General features: G+C 40.0%; 23 protein-coding genes and 1 pseudogene. 6 read left to right on the forward strand and 18 right to left on the reverse strand.

The window, feature by feature from the left end; all coding sequences use genetic code 11:
* Positions 1-36: 36 nt before the first annotated feature.
* The 6 genes from ADM90_RS16570 to ccsB form a co-directional block, all read right to left on the reverse strand.
* Positions 37-867: an MBL fold metallo-hydrolase gene (locus ADM90_RS16570; protein WP_053996037.1), complete on the reverse strand. Its 831-nt coding sequence runs from the start codon at positions 865-867 to the stop codon at positions 37-39.
* Between the two features lie 52 nt (positions 868-919).
* A complete protein-coding gene (locus ADM90_RS16575) occupies positions 920-1,474 on the reverse strand; it encodes a hypothetical protein (RefSeq protein ID WP_053996038.1) in 555 nt (184 codons plus the stop codon).
* Positions 1,458-2,231 (reverse strand): hypothetical protein, encoded by a 774-nt coding sequence (locus ADM90_RS16580; RefSeq protein ID WP_053996039.1) that lies wholly within the window; start codon positions 2,229-2,231, stop codon positions 1,458-1,460. Before ADM90_RS16580 ends, ADM90_RS16575 begins: the two co-directional genes overlap by 17 nt.
* 326 nt (positions 2,232-2,557) lie before the next feature.
* Positions 2,558-3,352: a sulfurtransferase gene (locus ADM90_RS16585; RefSeq protein ID WP_053996040.1), complete on the reverse strand. Its 795-nt coding sequence runs from the start codon at positions 3,350-3,352 to the stop codon at positions 2,558-2,560.
* A 10-nt stretch (positions 3,353-3,362) separates the two neighbouring features.
* Positions 3,363-6,974, reverse strand: a complete 3,612-nt coding sequence (locus ADM90_RS16590) for a dynamin family protein (protein ID WP_053996041.1) — start codon at positions 6,972-6,974, stop codon at positions 3,363-3,365.
* A gap of 98 nt (positions 6,975-7,072) precedes the next feature.
* Positions 7,073-8,215 carry a c-type cytochrome biogenesis protein CcsB gene (ccsB, locus tag ADM90_RS16595; RefSeq protein ID WP_053996042.1) on the reverse strand — a complete coding sequence of 381 codons (1,143 nt, stop codon included), beginning with the start codon at positions 8,213-8,215 and terminating at the stop codon, positions 7,073-7,075.
* Positions 8,216-8,360: 145 nt separating this feature from the next.
* On the opposite strand from ccsB, the gene ADM90_RS16600 reads away from it, so the two are divergent.
* The 6 genes from ADM90_RS16600 to ADM90_RS16620 all read left to right on the forward strand — a co-directional run bounded on the left by ADM90_RS16600 (position 8,361) and on the right by ADM90_RS16620 (position 13,867).
* Entirely contained in the window at positions 8,361-9,647 is a 1,287-nt protein-coding gene (locus tag ADM90_RS16600) for a sensor histidine kinase (protein WP_053996043.1), read from the forward strand.
* Entirely contained in the window at positions 9,628-10,377 is a 750-nt protein-coding gene (locus ADM90_RS16605) for a LytR/AlgR family response regulator transcription factor (protein WP_053996044.1), read from the forward strand. The genes ADM90_RS16600 and ADM90_RS16605 overlap by 20 nt, the downstream gene beginning before the upstream one ends.
* A 501-nt stretch (positions 10,378-10,878) precedes the next feature.
* Positions 10,879-11,337: a chemotaxis protein CheX gene (locus tag ADM90_RS16610; RefSeq protein ID WP_053996045.1), complete on the forward strand. Its 459-nt coding sequence runs from the start codon at positions 10,879-10,881 to the stop codon at positions 11,335-11,337.
* Positions 11,338-11,580: 243 nt separating this feature from the next.
* The gene (locus tag ADM90_RS25390; RefSeq protein ID WP_268766642.1) at positions 11,581-11,703 is read left to right on the forward strand and encodes a hypothetical protein; all 123 of its coding nucleotides are present in this window, start codon (positions 11,581-11,583) and stop codon (positions 11,701-11,703) included.
* 24 nt (positions 11,704-11,727) lie between these two features.
* Entirely contained in the window at positions 11,728-12,219 is a 492-nt protein-coding gene (locus ADM90_RS16615; protein ID WP_053996046.1) for a cupredoxin domain-containing protein, read from the forward strand.
* Positions 12,206-13,867 (forward strand): b(o/a)3-type cytochrome-c oxidase subunit 1, encoded by a 1,662-nt coding sequence (locus ADM90_RS16620; RefSeq protein WP_053996047.1) that lies wholly within the window; start codon positions 12,206-12,208, stop codon positions 13,865-13,867. Before ADM90_RS16615 ends, ADM90_RS16620 begins: the two co-directional genes overlap by 14 nt.
* A 40-nt stretch (positions 13,868-13,907) precedes the next feature.
* Here ADM90_RS16620 and ADM90_RS16625 read toward each other — a convergent pair.
* From ADM90_RS16625 to ADM90_RS16680, 12 genes and pseudogenes are all read right to left on the reverse strand, one after another.
* Positions 13,908-14,396 (reverse strand): annotated as a pseudogene (locus tag ADM90_RS16625) (carboxypeptidase M32); the annotation flags it as partial.
* A gap of 202 nt (positions 14,397-14,598) precedes the next feature.
* Positions 14,599-15,546 carry a malate dehydrogenase gene (gene mdh, locus ADM90_RS16630; RefSeq protein ID WP_053996049.1) on the reverse strand — a complete coding sequence of 316 codons (948 nt, stop codon included), beginning with the start codon at positions 15,544-15,546 and terminating at the stop codon, positions 14,599-14,601.
* Entirely contained in the window at positions 15,546-15,902 is a 357-nt protein-coding gene (locus ADM90_RS16635; protein WP_053996050.1) for a BMC domain-containing protein, read from the reverse strand. The genes mdh and ADM90_RS16635 overlap by 1 nt, the downstream gene beginning before the upstream one ends.
* Complete coding sequence (locus ADM90_RS16640) at positions 15,895-16,179, reverse strand: EutN/CcmL family microcompartment protein (RefSeq protein WP_053996051.1); 285 nt, start codon at positions 16,177-16,179, stop codon at positions 15,895-15,897. The genes ADM90_RS16635 and ADM90_RS16640 overlap by 8 nt, the downstream gene beginning before the upstream one ends.
* Positions 16,180-16,215: 36 nt before the next feature.
* Entirely contained in the window at positions 16,216-17,085 is an 870-nt protein-coding gene (locus ADM90_RS16645) for a phosphate propanoyltransferase (RefSeq protein ID WP_053996052.1), read from the reverse strand.
* Between the two features lie 12 nt (positions 17,086-17,097).
* Positions 17,098-17,688, reverse strand: a complete 591-nt coding sequence (locus ADM90_RS16650) for a phosphate propanoyltransferase (protein ID WP_053996053.1) — start codon at positions 17,686-17,688, stop codon at positions 17,098-17,100.
* An 81-nt stretch (positions 17,689-17,769) separates the two neighbouring features.
* The gene (locus tag ADM90_RS16655; RefSeq protein WP_053996054.1) at positions 17,770-18,048 is read right to left on the reverse strand and encodes a BMC domain-containing protein; all 279 of its coding nucleotides are present in this window, start codon (positions 18,046-18,048) and stop codon (positions 17,770-17,772) included.
* Between the two features lie 16 nt (positions 18,049-18,064).
* The gene (locus tag ADM90_RS16660) at positions 18,065-19,555 is read right to left on the reverse strand and encodes an aldehyde dehydrogenase family protein (RefSeq protein WP_053996055.1); all 1,491 of its coding nucleotides are present in this window, start codon (positions 19,553-19,555) and stop codon (positions 18,065-18,067) included.
* Positions 19,556-19,570: 15 nt separating this feature from the next.
* Complete coding sequence (eutL, locus tag ADM90_RS16665; protein ID WP_053996056.1) at positions 19,571-20,221, reverse strand: ethanolamine utilization microcompartment protein EutL; 651 nt, start codon at positions 20,219-20,221, stop codon at positions 19,571-19,573.
* Between the two features lie 12 nt (positions 20,222-20,233).
* Positions 20,234-21,232: an ethanolamine ammonia-lyase subunit EutC gene (gene eutC, locus ADM90_RS16670; RefSeq protein WP_053996057.1), complete on the reverse strand. Its 999-nt coding sequence runs from the start codon at positions 21,230-21,232 to the stop codon at positions 20,234-20,236.
* Positions 21,233-21,241: 9 nt separating this feature from the next.
* The gene (locus tag ADM90_RS16675; RefSeq protein WP_053996058.1) at positions 21,242-22,612 is read right to left on the reverse strand and encodes an ethanolamine ammonia-lyase subunit EutB; all 1,371 of its coding nucleotides are present in this window, start codon (positions 22,610-22,612) and stop codon (positions 21,242-21,244) included.
* 5 nt (positions 22,613-22,617) lie between these two features.
* Positions 22,618-24,039, reverse strand: a complete 1,422-nt coding sequence (locus tag ADM90_RS16680) for an ethanolamine ammonia-lyase reactivating factor EutA (protein WP_053996059.1) — start codon at positions 24,037-24,039, stop codon at positions 22,618-22,620.
* Positions 24,040-24,046 lie beyond the last annotated feature (7 nt).

The raw sequence follows: 24,046 nt of genomic DNA on the forward strand, positions 1-24,046 counted from the left end.
TGATTCCTATTTCTACGCTAACAAAAAAAAGAGCCCCTATCGGAAGGACTCTTGTGTAAAGTGATTGATAAAAGCGGTAACCATATGTTTGGAGGACCATTGCTCCTCAGATACTTGTGTTATAGGATAATCACGTGGAAAGATACTTTTAGTAATTTCCTCTACAGAATAGCCACGCTCAAAAAGCTGACGTACCTTATCCTCCATTTCCTCAATATACGTAATTTTTTCATCTATTCGATTGCGTCCATCTGCCAAATAACCCGCATGACAGCAATAAACTTCCTGAAAATCATAGTTTAATAATTTTTTCAAAGATGCTAAAGTATGAACAATATTTTCTTCATCCAAGACAACCTTTGTTTTTGTTTGAATATATAAATCGCCTGTAAACATCATGCCTGTCTCACGATTATAGAAAGCTAGGTGATCGGTTGTATGACCAGGTGTTTCAATAATGTCCCATACAGCCATTTTTGTCTGTAATGTTGAGCCAAAGGATTGTGCTACAAACCCTGGGCGCTCTCCCCATAATGCCTGACGATACATTGGATATACCCCATCCTTTGCACAGCTCTCGATTGACTCTTGGTGCAGATAAATAGGCACATCCCTTTGTTGTTGTAGCCAAGCAGCATTGCCCGTATGATCTTCATGAGAATGGGTTAATGCAATTTGTTCAATTGGTAAATCATTAAAAAATGGCTGAAATTCCTGCGCTAAGGAAGCAGAGCCTGTATCAATTAATAAGCCATCCACAAAAAAACTATATACACCCATCCCAAAGCCTTGAACGGCTATTTTTCCATGCGCACATTGGACATTGCGATGTTGCTCTACCTTTATGCTTGTTTCACGTTTAAACATCCATGTTCCCCCTTTTACAAAAGTGTAGCATAAAATGAATCATGAGTCATTTTCAGGAAACCTTAACATGTGTAGCTGATCTTATATATTTCCTTACACCTCGTATATGAAGAAGTAAACGGATATTCACCGCAAATAGTAAAATACCTCCTACTAGAATCAAAAGATAGACAAAAGAGTTGTCACTATTCATCAGAAATGTCCAGCTCGCTGCTACTACTAGCACAACCCATTGATAGCTTTTCATAATGTGTGGTGTCGAAGCTTGTACATAATAACGCTTTTCAATCTCTGCCACCGTTTTACTTAATTCAATGATGATCAATAATTCCAGCAACAGGCTTATCACAAAATACCATGTACTTGTCAATGTGGTCATTGGCAATAGATACATAATCATTAAGGCCATATCACCAATAAGCAAATATTTCATCCATGTTTTTCTCTGACAATACGTGAAAATTTTTATGCAGGCACCGTAAAATATCAATTGTTGCAGACAATAAGCAAAGGGTATCATATTCAACAACACAAGTTTGCAGCCTAGCACAATCCATAACCATTTCAAAAACTGTAATTGATGATGCCTATCATCTATAACAATCATCCTTTTGCAACTCCTTTTGTATGCTTTCTAGTTGAAAGGGTGCATCTCGAATTACCGATACAGGCCATACTTCATCTGAACCCCTAACACTTACCGTTGCAGCAACATCTGCTCCTGATTCATTAATTTGAAATGATATCTTCATCGTTTGCCCCTTTTTCATAGAAATCGGAAAATTTTCTTCCTTATATCGCACACCATTGACCTCTACATGTTCAAAGTTAACATGAGATTTTAAGCAGGCAGGTATATGGACTGTGTGAATACTTGTATCTTGTGCTACTTTATAGGTTACAGCGGTATCACCATTATTACTTCCAGATGATGCCAAGAAATAATCACTTTGTTGACTAGGCTCCTCCCACGCTAAATGCAATGTTGCTGCTAGCCGTTCTCCATCATTTAGCACTAAATATACCTGCTTGTTGTGCAGTAAAGTTGCTATTTCCTGATGGTCACCACTGAAAAATGCTACCCGTACTAATTGATGCGCTTTTTCTTCTATTATATTTCCTGTACCGTTTGTTTCCTCTGGTAAAATAAGAGGACCTGCCTCTAAATGGGTCACTAAACGTGGGTCACTTTTATTTGTTATATAATGAATTTTAAAATGATGGCTATCATTGCTACGATAAAAATCTTGAATAAGTGGCACTGTTATTGGCTGTGCTAATTGATGATAAAAATACACTATACTATTGCCAAGCAGTAACAGCATAATTATGCCAATCGCTACCATCTGTTTGAAATCACCCATAGTTCCCTCCTATTCTAGTGCTCATTACTATTTTATCATACAAATTGGGAGTTCTATCCACTTTTCGAATTGATGCTAAAGCCTTTATCGTAAGCTATCCTGCGAATTTGGGGTGCTATCCATTACTCTGGCAGGTCTATCCGTCACATTTGAGGTCCTATCCACTGCTTCCCTTACTAAGGCTTGCTATTAGAGCTTTTATTATATGCTATCCTGTGAATTTCAGGGGCTAGTCATCACTCTGACAGTTCTATCCGTCACATTTAAGATGCTATCTGCCACTGCCTCCTCTCATAAAAAAAACGCTCACGGCTGTGAGCGTTTTTTTATTCTACTTCATATTCTGTAATCCAATCACTAAAGCTGCCTACATATAATTGGATATTTTCATAGCCTTCATCTGCTAACACAGCATATAAAGGGGAGGCTGTCACACCGCTACCACAATAGACAACGATATGCTCATCGCGTGCAACTTTTTGACGCAAGGCATCGTTGGCCTTTAATTGTCCATCTACCTTTAATTGCTCCCAATCGAAGTTTTGCGCTGTTGGAATATGCCCTGCTACCTTGTCCAACGGCTCCACTTCGCCGCGATAACGTTCAGCTGCACGGGCATCAAGTAAAGTTGCTTGTACCTCGCCATCCACAATGGCTTTAACAGCTTGTCTTGGCGCGTACAGCTCATCTCGCCATACAAAGTCAATCTTTGTTGGTGGATATTTAATAATATCCTTGGTAAAAGGGAGTTTGGCCTCTAATGCTGGTACACCTCCATTAACAATTACCACATTTGGAAAGCCAGCATAGGTGAGCATCCACCATGCACGCGGGGCAAACGGCGCAGCGCCTTGGTCATACACAACAATTTGATCCTCATAGCGTAAGCCTAGCTCCTGAAAGACAGAGGTTAACTTTTCCTTGCTTGGCATTGGATGACGTCCATCCTTACTATCCATATCTGATAGCTGTTGCTCTAAATCAAGATAAATGGCTCCTGTTGCATGTCCTTCTTCAAACGCTTTTCTGCCTGCCTCTTTATTTTGTAAATCATAACGGGCATCGATAAAACGGACACCATCAAGTTGAATATCATCCACTGATTTGAATACTTTTCCCAAATGAATCACCTCATGCGTATTGTAGTTGTGCATAAATGGCTTTCCAAGAAGCTAAACGGCTTTCTTCTTGCAGTGCCTGTCTTTCTGTGTCAATTTGTTCAAGTGCTTGATGATAAATATATTGACGTAAATGTTCTGCTTCCTCTGCAATAAAGGTAATGGCCCATGTCATGAGTGCAACCTTTTGTGCATCTAAATACTCTTGGGCATCCGGTTTTGTTAATGCTTCAAGTGCCTCACTTAATTTTACTTTCTCATTTTTCTCAAAGAATGCTTTTTGATTACGGAAGTGCGATTTGACATTTGTGTATTTTGAAATATCTGTAAACGGACCTTCAAAATCAAGTAAATTTGGCTCAGACGATTCAAAGGCTAAAAATGAGAAGCTACGGTTTAGTTCTTTTAGCTCACGTACTTCATCCTTAAAGCGCTGCTGCATTTTTTTGCTAATAAATTGCGATAAGCGGAAGTTTGTGACACGCATTTCCTGTGTAAAATCAAAACGTAAGCTTTGCATTACTTCTTTCAATGCATGCTCCAACGCTTGCTGTGCCGGCATGGCAGCAAATGTCGAAGGGTTGTAGCCTTCCTTAAAGAACTCAGGGTAACGATAATAAACACGTTGAAGAACATAATAGAGTAGCTCATCAAGCTCTTGTTTTGTTTCACTCTCTAACATGCTCGTATTCAGTACACTGAACTTCGATTGAATATGTTGTTCAAGTGCTGTTAATTCCTCTAAGCGTTCATCCTTACGCTTTAAGTTATCCTCTGTTTGTGCAATTAAATCAGCTAGACGTTGCTCGGTTTTATCGACTTCCTCTGCAAGTGCCTGGACAGCCAAGGCACTTAATTCATCGTTTAAGAATGTGTGGAAATCTTCTTCAAACGATGGCATACCAGATGTTAAATCGGCACCTTCTACCTTTTCTTTTAACGCTAAAAGACTGGATACCCCATACAATCGTGGGAAGCGAATGCCAAAGCGTTGTAACTCTGAGCGTACATAGCCTTTTACATCTTCTTGTTCTTCATCCGTTGTTGCCAAATCAATCGCATTGACAATAAAGAACATTTTGTCAAGCTCAAATGCATCCTTTACACGACCGAGTTGAATTAAAAACTCGCGGTCAGTTTTAGCAAAGGCATGGTTATAGTACGTAATAAATAGGATGGCATCAGCATTACGAATATATTCAAAGGCTACACCTGTATGGCGAGCATTAATAGAATCTGCTCCTGGTGTGTCAACAAGAGTCACGCCCATACGTGTTAATGGACTATCATAATAGAAGTCGATATTGTCAACAAAGCATGATTTATTTTCTTGTGCAACAAATTTTTCAAACTCTTCACGGTCTACGCGAAGGATAGAACCAAACTCAGACTTAAAGGTTGGATAGCCTTCTTTATAGGCACGAATAAATGACTTATGAATATTTAAACGTTCGTCCGTTAGCTGAACTGCAAGCCCTTCATCCGCACGATTATAGGCTTCCTCCAATGTCGATACAGACAAACCAATCGCCGCATAGGAGCCTTGAATATCCTCTAGCATTTGTTCCGCAGTTTTAAGCTGTACATCCGCTGTTTCATGTGGGTGTTCAGGTGTAACTGGACGAATTTTATTGATGGCCGCAGTTGTTGGGTTTGGTGATACAGGTAACACCTTCGCGCCCATTAAAGCATTCGAGAAGGATGATTTCCCAGCACTAAATGCACCAAACAAAGCAATCGTAAAATCCTTTTTCTGTAAACGTTCCACTTTATTTTCAAGGTATTGAGCAACTTCGGCAAAGCCTTGCACCTCTTTAACCGCATTGGCTGTATGGCGTGCACGATTAATGACCCCATCGATTGGTAGAGTCGTTGCGCTGACTGCCTGCTGTACCTCTTCTTGCTGCACAGCTTCTTCCTTTGGCTTCAGCATGGATTCATCAAATAAACGAATATCCGCTAAATCTTGCTTAAAGGTATTTTCCCACGTTACAAGCTGTTGATTAGCAATTTGACGAACTTCATTGCTCGCTTGATGCATAATGCTTGCACTATATTGCTGATAGGCTTCGATTTCCAGCACAGCATGAATTGCGTCCACCTTCGCTTGCATCGCTGCCATTTTTAACTTGGATGGTGCGGCAGTTTCCGTTGCTACTGTCTCAAGGGTTGTTGCCTGCTCATTTTTCCAACGATCTGTTTCCTGAATAAAGTAGCGCTTTGTTGCTTCTGCCACACGATTCGCAAAGTTTAATACGGCATCACCTGTTAATATTGCACCTATTTGCACCTGTTGCTCAATCAACGAAAATGGTAAATCAAATGTATGGGCATCAATGGCAGCGGCACGTTCCTCATTTAATGCACCAACGTCCTTCAATGCCTTTTTCATAAGACCTTTTAAATGCCCCGTGATTTGTGCATGGACCACATTTTGATAGGCACTATACGCATTTTCTTTACGTCTGTTTCGCTCTTCCTCTGTTTTTTTCTTTGCAGTAAAGAGCCCTCCAACTTTAAAGCCTTCCTGCATGCTTTCTAAATAAAGGCGTAAGTGATCGCGTAAATCAGCTGGCATAATTGCAGCATTCGCGAGCAAATCCTTACGTTGCTCCTCAAACGTTTCGTTCCAAGCTTCTACTGAAAATAATTCAACCTGACGATTTAATTTATTGTATTGCTCTAATATATCTTGATGGTGTGCCCAGTCATCCGCACTTAAAATTTCTTCATCAATTGCTAAACGATCCTGTCTTTCTTCCATTAAATAATTGTCATGCTCGCTTTGCAATAAACGCAATGTATTCGTAGCTGTTTGCACAAGCTGCTCCTGCCAGTCATTCATACTGTCCATCACGATTTTCTTTACTGCCTCAAAATCATTATGTGGATGCTCTGGCTCTCTTAATGATGTAAAGAAAACACCCTTCGGTACAACACCCCATGCTGCAAAGGACTGATGAACAGTTGCTTTAAATTCTTCGAAGCTCAATTCATTATCCTTATGCTTATCAATCATATTGACAATTAAATAAACATTTGGATTATATTTCATTAATTGCTTTGTGAATTGGAAATTTAATTCCGACTGCACATGGTTGTAGTCCATTGTATAAAATACGATATCGGCAATATGTAATGCTGATTCCGTTGACATGCGATGTGCATCATCTGTGGAGTCTACCCCTGGCGTATCCATTACAGTAACACCTAGTGGTAGTGTAGAGGCACTGTGTCCAATCTCAATCTGTGACACTAAATCCCCATTTTTACTTAGCTCTTTTACTGTTTTAAAATCATAGCCAGCCTCAAATTTTACGGGCTTTTCATTGTGCATATAAACAATTGCATAGTCTTCCTCTGATTTATGAACTTTTACGATGTTCGCACTTGTTGGAATTGGACTAGATGCTAGTAGATTTTCACCAGACAGCGCATTAATCATACTTGACTTCCCTGCAGAGAAATGGCCTGCAAAGCCAATCACATACTCTTTTTGCTGAATTTTTCGAGCAAAAAGTGATGTTTTATCCATGCGCTCTGTATCACCATTATGCTGATATATTATGTATTGCAATGAGGCTTGCTTTAATAGCCCTTCCAATTGCTGTTCAAAATCTTTCATACGAATAGTAACCCCTTTTTTATTCATTATTCATATTTAGTATTCTACATGATTCGACTTGCAATGTATAACACTAATTTAACAACAAACGGTTTGTATTACGCGTATGAATGAAGCCCTGCAATCACTAAGTTCACAAATATTTGATTAAATAAAATAATGCCAAAGCCGATAATGGCTAGCCATGCTGTGCGCTCTCCCCCCCAACCCTTTGAAAGGCGTAGATGTAATAAGGCCGCATAAAATAGCCATGTTATCAATGCCCATACTTCCTTTGGGTCCCATCCCCAATATCTTCCCCATGCAATTTGCGCCCAAATCATGGCAAAAAATAGGCCGCCTAGTGAAAATAATGGGTAGCCAATTAAAATAGCACGATAGGAGATTTCATCTAATAATTTTGGCTGAATGGATAATGTAAATGGCTTTAATAATACATAAAGTGGTTTACGCCATACGAAACGAAGCACTATGTATAATAGAGTCCCTGCCCCATATGACCATATAATTGTATTGAACTTCCTTGCATCAATATTCGTCGGTATCGCAAGAAAGCCTGCATTTACATCATTTGCTACAAGAATAGGCATTGTATAGATAGCCTCGACCGCTATGCCATCCTGTGCTGTAAAGGCTACGGTTTTTGGACTAAAAGTAAGATGAAAATAGCTGGATACGAGCACAAATCCACAAACCACAACTAAATTCCAAAGGACAAACTCCATACTTTTTGTGCTACGTGTGCGTTTTGTTACATCCAATCTTTGCAATAAATACATCATACTTGTAACAAATGACACCGATAAAATAGCACTGGAGGCAGCCACTGTTATTACATGGACAGCTAGCCAATGACTTTGCAGACTAGGCACAAGTGGCTTGGCTTCACTCGAAAACACACTGCCATAGCCTAACAGTAATAACGCAATGGGAATCGCAAAAAAGCCAATGCTCCACTGCTTATATAAAGTGCTCATAAGTAAAAATGCCCCAATTAGCATTATGCTAAAAAAAGTCATAAACTCATACATATTACTGACAGGTGCATAACCCACAGCCTTCCAGCGAGCAATAAAATAAATAAGCTGTAAACCAAAGGCTACCCCTGTTAATATTAGCGCTATTTGAGCACTTTTATGCTTTTTTGATTTAATCGCTAAACCAAATGGAATAATAGCGATCAATAAAAGAACAAAAGCAAGTAATAACGCTGTGCGACTTAGCCATAAATAAGATTCCATACATTTCCCTCTTTTCGATCATCCTTATATTCGTATTTATTATAAAAATGACAGTCGAAAAAAGCTGATCTTTATCCTAAACGTGCGAATATCACTCCACAACGTTTGATTACAGTATAATAAAAGCTAGAGAGGAGGTATAGCATTGGTCTTTTCCATGATTAGCTTCATTAATTTTTTGATGCTCTTTGGCTCATTATTTTATATATGCAATATCCGTCCAACCATTCAAAGGCTAATGGTTTGCCTGATACTCAATGCTTTCCTTGGATGGATAGCGCTCAATTTTTCAGCATTGCCTTGGCTCGCACTGTTAGGCAGCGTGCTACTAAACGGTGGCTTCTTTTATAGAATGACCAAAAAAAGCACTGCCTTTTTACATAGTGCCAGCCTATTAATCATAGTTATTTTAATAGAATATATGTCTTTATTTGTAGTTGAAAGGCTACAGCTAGCAGCTTCTCTACATATTTTGCTTATTATCGTGTTATTTACGCTAGCTCTTTGGCTCTATAAAATATTTGTTGAAAAAACATTTCATCAAGTAACATTGCCAATAAAAGTGGAGTTACTGCTTGTAATTCTGTCGACTGTGACGATTATTGTTTTTTATCTAATCGTATTCCTTCCCATGCATAGTGATATCGTTGCAGCATCTTGGTCAAAGCTTATGATGCTTGCCTGTTATTTTCTATTTCTCTTTCTGACGATCTGGCTGCTGCTACAAGCCGTTCAAAAGGAGCAATTGGCACAGCAGCAGACACTTGCACAGCAGGATTTATATACCTATATGGGGCAGCTCGAAAATGTTAATCGTGAAATTCAAAAAGTACAGCATGACTATGCCAATATATTATTATCCATTCGAGGGTTTCTTGATAAGGATAATCTCTATGGCTTGAAAAAGTATTTTGAAAAAATAGCACCACAAGAGCAGCAGCCATATATTGCAAGCTTGAAGCAGCTTGAGCAGCTTCAACTTTTCGAATTAAAGGGCATTGTAAGCGCCAAATTATTACAAGCACATACTCAGTCGATTGCTGTCCATATTGAAATACCTGAACCTATCCAATCTTCCTTTATTGAATCCATTGATTTAGTAAAGCTAGTGGGCATTTTAATGGACAATGCCATTGAAGCCACGGTTCACCATCAACAGCCACACCTACAGCTTGCTCTATTGTCCATCCAGACAAATGAGCAGCTAATCATTATACGCAATACAACAAAGGAGCGTTATGCTGATATTGAAAAGTTATTTCAAGAAAATTACTCTAGCAAGGGGGACAAAAGAGGCTTTGGCTTGTACAATATAAAGCAATTATTACATCGTTACCCTAACATAACGCTCAATACCTATATGGAGGAGGAGTGGTTTGTGCAGGAGGTACGTATCGAAAGGACAAGAAAACATGCGAGTAGCGATCTGTGAAGATGATCCATTTCACCAACAATTGATAATAGAAGCCATTCAAAACTATGCGCTGTTTCAGGCACCTAGCATTGATATTGTATTCTGTACACAGCAGCCAGCTGATTTATTGGCACAAATCGCCACCACAGCCATTGACTGCTATATACTAGATATTGAGCTAGGTAATGCCATTAATGGCTTAGATATAGCCAAGGCAATACGCGACCAAGACCCATTAGCCCATATTATTTTTATAACCAGCTATTCCAACTATTTACAATTAACCTTTACATATAAAGTAGCAGCACTTGATTTTATCGTGAAAGCTACTCCTGCACAAATGCAGCATGATGTAGTGGAGGCATTGCAGGCTGCGCTAACTAAATATACACAGCTTGGTACTACCGCCTCAACAAAATGGTTTCAGGTGAAAATGGGCGAAAAGGTAAAAAATATTGCATTAGAGGATATTTATTATTTTGAAACTTCCTCCCAGCCCCATAAGCTTGAATTATATGAACGCAATGGACACTATTCCTTTTATGGCGCTTTAAAGGATTTAGCCTATTTAGATGACCATTTTTTCCGCTGCCATAAAAGCTTTATCATTCATTTAAAAAATGTGAAGGAGTTCAATTTTAAAAGCCGCTACGTGTTAATGGAAAATGGCAGCCGTTGCCCAATTGCCTTTCGACTCATCGTACCGCTTCAAAAAAGGTTAAAAAGCTTAAAAGAGGATTTTGCATGATGTGGATGGCTGTAAAATCATTGAGAAACGCCGCTATTTTCACCATTATGCCATTTTCAATTTTTTCAATTTTATTTTTCTCAACAAACCTCCACAAAAATCATACATGTGGATATGTTTGTTTATAAATACAATATACTTAGCTACATAAATGGCAGCAATGTTCAACTTTAAAAATATTCTTAGCTACCATATAAAAAGACATAGCCCGTATTTGGACTATGTCTTTCAAAGCTTTATTTTAAATGTGCAGTTGCCTGTTTTACCACGTATTTCCCAACCCCAATATAAATGGCTACAGCCGCACCAATCAATACGAATGTCATTGCTAATCGCCCCTTTTCCTATTAAAATGCATTCTTTTGTATGTATATATAATGAATTTGAAAATCATTCTCACTATTATCTTATAAATTTCATGTTAATTCGTCAAGACATACTTTCATCTTACCCTTTTTACATGGTAAGATGTAGAAAAGTCGGAAAAAGGATGCGGTAATGATGAGTAATTCGAAGTACTTTCAAACTATTTTAAATGGGACAATCCATGCTTTAAAATCGATTCTTCCTATGGATATCGAAGTAAAGTCACCTAGCATTATTTCTGAACCCTTTCAACAGCAGCAAATGGGTGTATTAATTGGCTTAATTGGCGATTTAAAAGGCCGTGTCATCATTGATTCCTCTCCTGAAGTATTTTGCGGGATTGGCAATATCATGTTCGGAATGCCACTAGAAGGCGAAATGCTAGAGTCCTTTACAGGCGAATTTGGCAATATGATTGCAGGAAATTTATGTACAGCTGTTGGACAAGAAAACTTAGAAATTGATATTACACCGCCAACTGTCATGGTCGGCAACACAAAATTATATGGCTTTGAAAAGGCATTCGCTATTCCTGTGTCAATTCCAAGTATCGGTGCTCTAACAGTTCTATTAACAATTGAGGAAGAAGAGTAAAGCTAATTCCAACTAAGCTATTGCATGGTTATGTATGAAACAAGCCAGATATTTGCAGAAAAGGGGAACAGCCCTGAAGTCATCTCAAAGATTTTTGAGATGGCTTCTTTTTTATGTTGTTAATTTTTCACACTTTTTTCACATTATTTGCTTAGATGTGTGATTTTTTTCACATCGAAATGGGATGGTTTTTTATATGATGTCAATAAGCAATATCACAATAAGAGCGTAGGAGGAGCAAAAATGGCAAATAAAAAGAAGTCAGATGAGAATTTAAAAGGTTCACTCTATGCAGTTTTTGGAATCGGGATCATCATTATTTTACTTTGGGTATACTGCTTCGATTTATTCATTGGACGGTTTTAATCTACGAAGAAGGGACAGAAACATATGCACATACATAAGTATGAGAAGTATTGGCTTGTGTTCGGAGTCGCTACCTTAGTAGCATTCCTTATCATTCTCGGCGTTGGAGCATTTCACCAAGGCTCCCATCCGAATAATGGTAAAAAAACACTAGATTATGAGAAAGTAAAAGAGACAGCACCTTTCGATAATCCTGGTGTTCATAAAGTCGAAGGTAAAGATTGGGATTATGAAGTAGTTGTGATTGCTGCTGCATTCAGCTACACCCCTATGGAAATAGAAGTACCGCTTGGCGCAAAGGTAAAGTTTATTGCAACGAGTGAGGACGTTATGCACGGTTTCCAGGTGGCGGGCACAAATATTAATATGATGCTTGAGCCTGGCTATATTTCAGAATATGTAACAGAAGTCAATAAAGTCGGTGAGTTTTTAATCGTATGTAATGAATACTGTGGTACAGGACATACGATGATGCACTCTATGCTAAAGGTGGTGGACCCAAATGAGTCACACTAATTCATTGACAAAGGTAGATCGTCGAGATGCGAAATTAGCTATGGCACATATTTATGTAGCATTTATCGCATTGTTATTAGGTGGTCTTGCAGGATTATTACAAGTATTTGTGCGTTCTGGTCAATTTACATTACCAGCAGGCATTGGCTATTATCAAGTTTTAACAGTACATGGTGTACTACTCGGTCTTATTTTAACTACATTCTTTATTTATGGCTTCCAAATTGCTAGTGTCAGCCGCACGTCAGGAACATTTACAGATGGCCAACGCAAGCTTGGTTGGATCGGTTTTTGGTTAATGACAATTGGTACAGCGGCAGCTGCCACAATGGTTTTATTAAATAAAGCAACGGTTCTTTATACATTTTATGCGCCACTACAGGCACACTGGATTTTTTACTTAGGCCTGACTCTAGTCGTGGTTGGTTCTTGGGTTGGCGGCGCAGGTCAAATTTTACGCTATGCCCAGTGGCGCAAAGAGCATAAAGGTAGTGGTCAACACAGCCCATTATTATCATTTATGGTGGTTGTTAATAATTTGATGTGGTTTGCAGCAACGCTTGGTGTAGCAGCTTCTGTATTATTCCAGTTGCTTCCATGGTCATTGGGTTTAATTGAGCGCGTGGATGTTGCTCTATCGCGTACACTATTCTGGTATTTCGGTCATGCACTTGTGTATTTCTGGTTACTACCAGCCTATATGGTTTGGTATACGATTATTCCAAAGGTCATTGGCGGGAAAATTTTCTCTGATTCACTAGCAAGACTTTCCTTTATGCTCTTCTTAATCTTCTCGATTCCTGTTGGGATTCACCATCAGCTAACAGAGCCTGGTATTGATGGCACTTGGAAATTTATACAGGTTGTTTTAACATTTGCGGTAATCGTCCCATCCTTAATGACAGCCTTCTCTATGTTTGCGATGTTTGAATTACGTGGACGTGAGCTAGGTGGTAAAGGACTATTTGGTTGGTTTAAAAAATTACCATGGAAAGATACACGCTTCTTCGTTCCATTTATCGGTATGGTTGCTTTTATTCCTGGAGGTGCAGGTGGGATTGTCAATGCATCCTATCAAATGAACCAATTAATTCATAATACCATTTGGGTAACAGGTCACTTTCATTTAACAATTGCAACGGCTGTTGTCTTAACGTATTTTGGTGCAGCGTTCTGGTTAATTCCACATCTAACAGGTCGCACACTAACAAAATCTTTAAATAGCCTTAGTAATTTCTCAGGTATTTTATGGGCTGTTGGGATGACAATTATGTCCTCTGCGATGCATATAGCAGGTCTAATTGGCGCACCTCGACGTTCTGATTACTCAGAATATGGCGGTGCTCAGCAAGCCTATGATTGGATTCCCTATCAAATTGCACAGGCTGTTGGCGGAACGATTCTCTTTATTGCCATCCTGGTGATTATATATATCGTAGTGCAATTAGCTTGGTTTGCCCCTAAAGGTGAAGAAGAGTTCCCTGTAGGTGATGTCCATGAGCATAGCGGTCCAACACCAGCAATGCTTGAAAACTTTAAAGTATGGCTTGTTATTTTAGCAGCATTAATTTTATTTGCTTATACAGTGCCAATTATCGATATTATTTCAAATTCACCAGCAGGCTCAAAGGGCTATCAATTGTGGTAAATATAAAGCGATTTCTCATCTACGAGAAATCGCTTTTGTTTTATAGTTGATAAAGTCTTGAATATTTATCTTGTAAATAGTTGGCTAAATATACTGCATTTAAGCCCTCACCTGTCACTTCTTTTAGCCATTCAAATGGCTTTTTCAATGCACCGTACTGATGCACATGATCTGTGAGCCATTGTCGAATAGGCAATAGCTCCCCCTTGGCTAATAGCTCATTAAAGTTCGGAATATCTTGATCCATCGCATGCTTCCACTGAGCTGCATAAATCATCCCAAGCGCATAGGATGGGAAATAGCCAAACATGCCCCCTGACCAATGCATATCTTGTAGCACACCCTGAGCAACAGACGCAGGACGAATTCCTAAATATTCCCCATATTTATCATTCCATGCTTGTGGTAAATCTTTCACCTATAAATCCCCATTGAACAGGTCACGTTTAATCTCATGGCGAATCATAATATGTAGTGGATATGTTAGTTCATCCGCTTCAATGCGAATGAATGGTTGTGAATGTACAATAAAAAAACTGTAGCAAACTTTTGAGCTTGCTACAGTCTATCCTCTCACAAATGAGAGCTTTATATATTATTGGGGGGATGTTAACTAGCTTTCAAGTCATGTTCGGTTTCCAATCAAACATTTTTTAAGAGCTACAATACACTTTCAATGGAAAGAAAGTTGGGGAGACTTTCTTTCTATCAAAGAACAGAGTCTGTTTACTCTATTCAATATTTTGGCAAATAGCAATGACCTGCTGTACAGCCTCCGCAGAATGCTGAAGTGCTGCTTGTTCTTCTTGTGTTAAATGTAATTCAATCACAGATTCGATACCATTGCCACCTAAAATGGTTGGTACACCTAAAAACAGATCGTTGTAGCCATACTCTCCTTCTAATAGGGCAATAGAGGGGATAATTTTTCGTTGATCTTTAACAATGATTTCTACCATTTGTGCACACGCTGCCGCTGGTGCATAATAGGCGCTACCATTTCCTAGCAAACCAACAATTTCGCCACCACCTTTACGTGTACGTTCAACGATTTGTTGTAGTCGATCTTGGGGAATCAATTTTTCTAATGGAATGCCACCTGCATAGGAATAACGAATTAATGGCACCATTTCATCACCATGTCCGCCTAATACAAAGCCTGAGACATCCTCTGGTGCAATTTGCAACTCCTGTGCAACAAATGTGTTAAAACGCGCTGTATCTAAGACACCCGATTGACCAATAATGCGATGTTTCGCAAAGCCTGTTTCTTTGTAGCATACATATGTCATGGCATCAACAGGGTTGCTTAACACAACGACAATGCTATTTGGTGCATAGTGTTTAATTTGTCTTGATACTTGTTGTATAATTTTAGCATTGGTTGTCACTAAATCATCACGACTCATGCCCGGTTTACGAGGTAGCCCTGCTGTAATAACAACAATATCTGCACCTGCAATATCCTCATAGCTGCTTGTTCCTTTAATGGATACATTAAACTTTTCAATAGGGCCTGTTTGTAGTAAGTCCAAAGCCTTCCCTTTTGTTGGATTTTCCGCCTCTGGAATATCGACAAGCACAACATCACCTAATTCCTTTTGTGCTAAAAATAAACTCAATGTGGAGCCTGTATGACCTGCTCCAATTACAGCAATTTTACTTTTACGAAAAGCCATTATGCCTCACCTCGATTATCCGTTGCTGCTGTTGTTTCTGTTGCTTTTTTAGCACGCGCTGATACAGGCTTTTTCTTTGGCGCTTCTGGTCCTTTCACCATTTTGAAGACATCTTCATCAGGTCGTGGAATTACGTGTGCACCCAATAATTCGCCGACTCTTGTGGCAGCGGCTTTACCAGCTTCTACCGCAGCTTGAACAGAGCCAACATCGCCTGTGACAACCACTGTCACAATGCCACCATCCACAAATTCCTGCTTCACAACTGTGACATCGGCTGCCTTAATCATCGCATCGGCTGCCTCATAAGAACCGATCAATCCTTTGGTTTCAATCATGCCCATTGCGCTACTCATTATCCTCACCTCGCATCACTTCTGTAGAATCAATAATACCAATCACAACTGCATCAATCGGGAGCGGATTATCTTTCATAATATAGCGTGATGATCCACCGCTTGTTACAAGCACATCATCGCCAATCCCTGCTCCTATACGATCTGCTGCAACCATTTCTGTGCGAATCGGCTGTTGATTGGCGTCAATTGGTTGAATGATTAATAATTTTAAACCATTCAGCCCTTCCTCCTTGCGAGTTGCCCATACACTGCCTATCACTCTTCCCATTTGCATGAACGTCACCCTCTTTACGCTACACAGCTTGTCTGTTTACTCTGAACGAACCGTTAATGTTTTATTTAACTCTCGTAATTTATCATAAGCCAGTGCTGTGACAATGGTTTTTTTTGGCACAACAATTTCCTGTGCCTCTATTGCTAATAAGTCTAGTTGTGAAAGCAGCTTTTTATCATAGTAATAGACAGATGGCTGCTCTACTTGCTGAACAACTGAAGGCTGTGCATTCACAGCTATAGGTTGTTCATGCACTTGATGGTGAACAATTTCAGCGAGTGTACCTTGTTGAATCAAGCCGGCATTCGCTTCATCTGTATCAATATGCATTTCTAAACGATAACGCTCAGATACACGAATAACCACATTCGATAAAATAAGTGGACGTACTCCTGCTACCTTGATCTGTACAGATTGTCCATCGACCACATTAAAGCTCGTACTATCTGCTGGTGACATATGAATATGTGCCTGTGCAATAATCAGCCCTTCCTGTAAAACAACACTGCCCTTAGGACCAATTAATGTCACAGGACTAGAGCCTTGAATATCACCTGAAATTCTTAATGGCGGCTTTAATCCTAATTTCATGGCATCTGTCCAGCTTACTTCCACTTGTGATAGCGAACGGGCTGGACCTAAAATACGCACACGTTCAATCGACCCCTTTGGTCCAGCAATAACAACGGTTTCCTCCGCAGCAAACTGTCCTGGCTGGGAAAGCTCAAACTTTGGTGTTAGCTCGTAGCCCTTCCCAAATAGCTGCTCCACCTCTGCCTGTGCAAGATGAACATGGCGAGCGGATACACCAATTGGAATTTTACCGTTATGTGGAGGGGCAGATTGATTTTTTAATACTTGCTGTAGCACTTCTTCCACAATTTTTTGCACTAAATGTTCCTGCATCTTACCTCCTCCTTACAATGATGCTTTCACTAATTTTCCTTGTGCCTGCTGTTCAATAAAGCCTGCATTCGCTTCATCTGTATCAATATGCATTTCCAAGCTAAAATCGTTGGAAACACGTACAACGACACCACGGAATGTCACAGGCCGTTCGCTGACAACTTCCACTGCTACAACTTCATTATTGTGTACTGCTAATGCTTGCGCATCTTCCTCTGTCATATGGATATGTGCCTGTGCAATAATCACACCCTGCGGAATCACTAATTCACGCTCTCCATAAAGCAGCTTAATACCAGCAGAGTTGTCAATATCGCCAGATTGTCTTAATGGCGGATAAATGCCTAGCTTCATCGCATCTGTTCGGCTAACCTCCACCTGCGTTGCTGCTCTTACAGGACCTAATACACGAACATTGTGAATAATGCCTTTAGGCCCTTCAATCGAAACGCGCTCTTTGGCAGCAAATTGCCCTGGCTGTGATAAGTCGAAATCCTTTGTAAGTGTTGCATTGGGGCCAAAAAGTGCTTGTAAATCCTCTTCACTTAGATGGATATGACGAGCCGAAATGGCAACGGGAAATGTTTTAATTGCTGTTGTCACACAAGCCACCTCTATATCTAGTTGATTGTTTCATAGATCGAGAGCTGATCTATCATCGAATCAGCTCTCCCTACTGATTCATTACGCTTCTACTTTTGGTAAAATCATTTCTAATTCATGATGTGGACGTGGAATTACATGAACAGATAATAGCTCTCCTACACGTTGTGCTGCTGCTGCACCTGCATCTGTTGCTGCTTTCACTGCACCTACATCACCCCGTACAAGAACTGTTACAATACCGCCACCTACATGTACTTTGCCTACTAAATTAACGCTTGCTGCCTTTACCATTGCATCTGCTGCTTCAATTGCTCCTACTAAACCTTTTGTTTCTACCATTCCTAATGCTGTACTCATTTGTCATTCCTCCAAATTATTTATTTTGTAATGTGATTTGTTTTAATACTTGGTCAACAATTTGTTGCACCACTGCTGTATCGAGAGCAGGCTCCTGTGATACAACCGACTCTACGACTGACTGCACTTCAACGTCTGGCTTTGGCACATCAACATCTTTAATGCCATACGCCATACGTTTCATATTGATTAAATGTCTTGCTGTAATATTGTCCGACGTAATATTGCCGCCAAATGTACCACAGCCTAATGTAAAGGACGGTGCTAAGCCAGTTGTACCGCCCACTGCACCGATGGATGATAATGTATTGACCACAATGCGAGATACAGGTAATTCAACAGAGAATTGTTCTGCTAATGCCGCATTTTCTGTATGGATGGAGCATGTATGTCCACGTCCACCAATATTTAACAGGTCAATCATGACTTGCTTGGCTTCTGTACTATTTTCTACTATATAAAGCGCAAAGATTGGTGATAGCTTTTCAAGTGAAAACGGTATATTTTTACCAATCATTGTTTCTAAACCAACAAGCACTTTGGTATCTGCTGGTACTGGAATGCCGGCTGATTGTGCTAGGCTAACGGCAGATTTACCAACAATTTTAGGATTTACTCTCCCTGGAACTGGCGAAATCAACTGCTCCATTTTCGCTTTTTCCTCAGCATTTAAAATATAGGCATGATTATTCTTTAATTCTGTTAGCACGACCTCAGCAATCGCTTTATCGACAATAATGGACTGCTCTGTTGCGCAAATTGTCCCATTATCAAATGATTTACTTTGCACAAGCTGGCGCACAGCCTTTTGAATAGTAGCCGATTTTTCAATATAAGCGGGGACATTCCCTGGGCCTACACCGTAAGCTGGCTTGCCTGAGCTATAGGCCGCTTTAACAAGTGCACCACCACCAGTTGCTAAAATTAAATGCACATCAGGATGCTTCATTAGCTGCTGCGTTGCTTCCATCGATGACATTGTTAAACAGTGTAGTAAGCCTTCTGGTGCACCTGCTTGTTCTGCAGCTACTCGGCAAATATCCAAAGCCTCCTTTGTACATTTCACCGCATATGGGTGCGGGCTAATAATAAGCGCATTTCTTGTTTTTAATGAAATTAATGTTTTAAAAATAGCTGTAGACGTTGGGTTTGTCGTTGGTACAATACCTGCAATCACGCCAAAGGGACTCGCAATTTCCGCTACTTTTTTCATGCGGTCATAGCCAACAATACCAACTGTCTTTAAATCTTTAATATCTTCAAAGACATCTCGTGAAGCTACTTCATTTTTTATTTTTTTATGATTGGGGACACCCATTCCTGTTTCTTGTACAGCCATTTTAGCTAAACGATCTGCTTCCTTAAATGCCGCATCTGCCACTGCCTTTACAATGCTATCTACTTGTTGCTGTGAAAACTGCATATAGGCAGCTTGTGCTGTATTCGCCTGCTTCACGGCATCTCTCATTTCCTGTATGGCTAATAAATCTTGATCTAATGTGGCCATAAAGCCGCCTCCTTTCTATATCACTGGGTTTCTTGCTATTTGTTCAATGGCTTCTCTAAAGGCATTCGCCGCAGCCTCGCAGGACGATTGACTGCCGCTTAGTAAACCGCCACCAAAATTGGTTTCTGATGGAGGGCCAAAGAACACCTTGAGCTCTACATCTGCCGCCTTTAATGCTACATCTAAGCCAACAACTGCCTCTAGTGGGGGTGCGATTAAATACGCAAGAGGCGTGCCCACTTTGACATTTGCCACCTCAGCAAGATACGTACCACAGCTAGCTACTGTATGTGCAAACAATGCATGATTGTCATTATTATTAATGGCTTCAAAGTACGTATCAAATTGAATTTTTTGCTGAATGGCGTCTAGTCCACTACGAATCTCATCTGGTGAACTGCCAGCAATAATGCCAATTACCTCGCCTGATAATGGGCCAGATGCATGTGCTGCTCCAGCATAGAAGCTTTTCGCATAGACAACATCCACATCTGCTTTTTTCGTTGCTTCGTCTAATGCCACATAGGCAACATCATCAATGGTGAGTGTCACAAGCCCAATACTATGGTGCGATGGCTTTAAATCTAGCTGCTGCGCTAATTCACTATTGACCCTTGGAATGGTTTGCATCGCTAAAATTTGTGCCATTATTTTTTGAGGATTCATCTTATTAGCCCCCTAACCTTCTTTTGCGACAAGCTCTACACCACTTGCCTGATAATGCAAGATTTTTTGTACGACTGTTCCAAGATAAGCGCCAGCCTCTAATGGCGGAATACCACCTTTATGGATATTAGAAATAACCATGCGCTCTGCCTCCACCGTGCCAATTCTTGGCTTATAGCATAAGTACGCGCTCATGGATTCAGCTGATACAAGACCAGGACGCTCACCAATTAAATAAACAACGACATCTGGCTGTAATATCTCGCCAATTTCATCCATTAAGGCAACACGACCTTTATCAATATAGAAGGTTGTCCCCATATTAATATTTAAGTTGTTTAAGCTCTGCTGAAGGGCTAAGTAAACGTCTTGTACATTTTCTTCAATGGCACTGGCACTTAAGCCATTGGAAATAATAATTTGTACAGTTGGCTGCTGTTTACATTTTTGCTGAATCAATGCTTTTGCTTCATCCGATAAACGACGACCTAAATCAGGTCTTGTAATATATTCCTCTTTATCTGTCACTTTTGTTGTTACTTGAAAAACATTCAGCTTTTGTAGTAGCTCCTCTGATACTTCACCATATACAGCATCCACTGCTGCTGCATGATCGAGTCGGAATTTTAACCATGTTTTTGTTTTTGGTCGTGTTCCTGCCCTACCTACACCAATTCGCGCTGGTGTATATGTTTGAGCTGCCTGCACACTATCATTCAATGGCGCAGTGTCAAATTGAAACGGCTGCGCTGGTGCAGCTTCTGGTAATGGCTGTTCAAGTGATGTAGATGCTGTATGAACCTGCTCATGCTGGTATAGCTTAATTAATGGTTCGGATGCTACTGCTTCAGGCTCTGTTATACTGTGCTGCGAGTTCGCTGGCTTATCATAAAATTGAATAAGTGGCTGTGCTGTTGAAGTCGTCGTTGCTTTAGCTGTTTGACTATCTGCACTTTGCGCCATTTTCTCCATAACAAGCTGTGTAATCATCGATACTAGTTGCTCATTCACTCGACTCACCTACCTTTCAAAAATGGATAAATCACCAGCTCTTGCGGATAGTTGCCCATTTTCATAAATGCCCATTTTCTCTAGCCAAGCTAAAAATGCCGGTGCTGGTTTTTTACCAAATGTTTGGAGTAATGTAGCCACATCATGGAAGCTCATTGATTGATAGTTCAGCATAATATCATCACCCATTGGTGCTGCAATAATAAAATTGACGCCTGCTGCTGTGAGTAGCACGCTTAAATCCTCAATATCATTTTGATCTGCCTTAATATGGTTGGTATAACAAATATCTACCCCCATAGGAATGCCGTGCATCTTACCCATAAAATGATCTTCAAGACCTGCACGAATCACTTGTTTATTGTTGTACAAATACTCTGGGCCGATAAAGCCAACAACTGTATTGACAATATAAGGATTGAAATGTCTAGCAAAGCCATAATTACGCGATTCCAATGTTACTTGGTCAATGCCCATATGAGCCTCTGCTGATAGCTCTGAGCCTTGCCCTGTTTCAAAATAAAATAGATTTGGACCCGTTCCTGTCCCCTGCTTTTTAATAAGCTCCTCTGCTTCACGAATTAAATCCGCAGAAATACCGAACGAACGGTTCGCAATTTCTGTGCCAGCAATACTTTGGAAAATCATATCTGCGGGCGCGCCCTGCTTAATCGCCTTCATCTGTGTTGTAATATGTGCCAATACACAGTTTTGCGTAGGAATCGACCATTCATTGATAAACTCCTTTGTCGCAGTCAACACCTTTTTAACACTTTCAACAGAATCATCTACAGGATTAATACCAATAACAGCATCACCAATACCATAGGATAGCCCTTCCTTTAATGAAGCAATAATGCCATCAATATTGTCTGTTGGATGATTTGGTTGGAGCCTTGAAGACAATGTCCCCTTTTGCCCAATCGTACTATTACAAGTTGATAAAATTTCTACTTTATTGGCAGCATGAACAAGGTCTAAATTGGACATCAGCTTTGTGACAGCCGCAATCATTTCGGAATTCATGCCTTTGCTTAAACGCTTTAGCTCACGATCGCCTGTGTCATTTGATAAAATATATTCACGTAGCTGCTCAATGCTCCAGTTTTTAATTTCGCCATAGATTTGCTCATTCACATCACCTTCAATAATGCGTGAAACCTCATCATTTTCCTGTGGCACTAATGGATTTTCTCGAATATCTTTTACTAATAGCTCACTGAGCACAGCCTTTGCGGCAATGCGTTGCTGCACGGATTCAGCCGCAATACCTGCTAACTGATCACCTGATTTTTCTTCATTGGCCTTCGCCATAACATCTTTTAATGATTGAAAATTATATTTTTCTCCACCAAATATCACCGATAGATTCACATTCATCCTCCTTACTTTGAGTGGAAGGCAAGTGTTTTAACAACAACAGGTACAACGCCAGATGGCAGAACCTCGCCAATGTCGATATAATCGCCTGTATCCACTTTAATTTGATCGATGCACAGTATTGGTACTGTAGGATCAATTGCCTGTATCGTTTGGCCAATAATTTTTGCATAATCTGATTGAATGACTATGATAATTGGTATGTCCTTGGCGCATTTTGTTGCTAAATGTTGCAAAATCGCCTGACACAATGCATGGACATCCTGAAAGCTTAAATACGGCAATTCACTAAAATAAAGGGCAAATGGTGAACGATTATCCTGTATGGCAAATAAATCATCTGCCCGCTCTACGGCTGTCTTCACTGTCGTGTGAAAGTCTATTGATGCATCCATATGACAGTTAAAGACAGGTACATTTTTTAGTGGTAAGACGTCGGCATCCACCTGAATCGTTGCTCCGCTAATGTCAGTTGTTTGTGTGCCAGCACCTGTCACTGTGGCACGTGCTGTTTCCTTTGGCTGTAACCATAAAAATGATTGGAGCTGTTCATGCTGTAGCAGCATCTTCGCTAATTTCTCACCAATATCATCATATTGACGCTGTGTGCAGTCATGTTCATAAATGCAGGAAGCTACACCACCAGAAAAGACGATGGCATCTACTGGTTTATACCAATTTGGTAAATGCCCTAGCAATAATGGATGTCCTTCATCCTGACATTGACCATGTAAAATCATGGAAAGTATCTTAACCATTTCTTCCACACATTGTGACACTCGCGCATCATCTGCTGCATCACCAACAACTAATGGCTGGGGCCATTTTTCCATCAATCGCAGGAGCGGTAGAGAGATTGATTGAATTTTGCCATCCTGAAACTCAATCAATCTGCCACCAACATGTAAGGTACAAGTGCCAATGACTTCGCCAAACTGCATTACTGCAATATTGGCAGTGCCCCCGCCAATATCAATATTGGCAATTACCTTGGCAGAGTTTTTTGATTGCTGTAATGTACCTGCACCTTTTGCAGCAATAATGCCCTCCAAATCAGGACCCGCGGTAGCAACTAAAAAATGACCAGCGCCATCTGCAATCGTATGAACAACCTCCCGTGCATTTTCCTTTGTGGCAGATTCACCTGTAATAATAATGGCTCCTGTTGAAATATCCGTTGGTGCAATTTGTGCCAATTGATATTGCTGAAAAATAAATTCCTCAATTTTTTTCATATCAATCATGTCTTTATTGAGAAATGGTGTTTTAATAATAGGACTTTGATGTAACACTGTTTTCTCAATAATTTCAATTCTTGGTACATGTGTAACGCCTGCCACATTTTTTAATAGAAAACGACTGACAACCATTTTTGTGGTGCTTGTTCCAATATCAATGCCTGCACTATAGATTTTTTCAGTTTTCACCCTACGC

Origin of the sequence: Lysinibacillus macroides, assembly GCF_001281525.1 — a bacterium.
GTDB lineage: Bacteria > Bacillota > Bacilli > Bacillales_A > Planococcaceae > Lysinibacillus > Lysinibacillus macroides.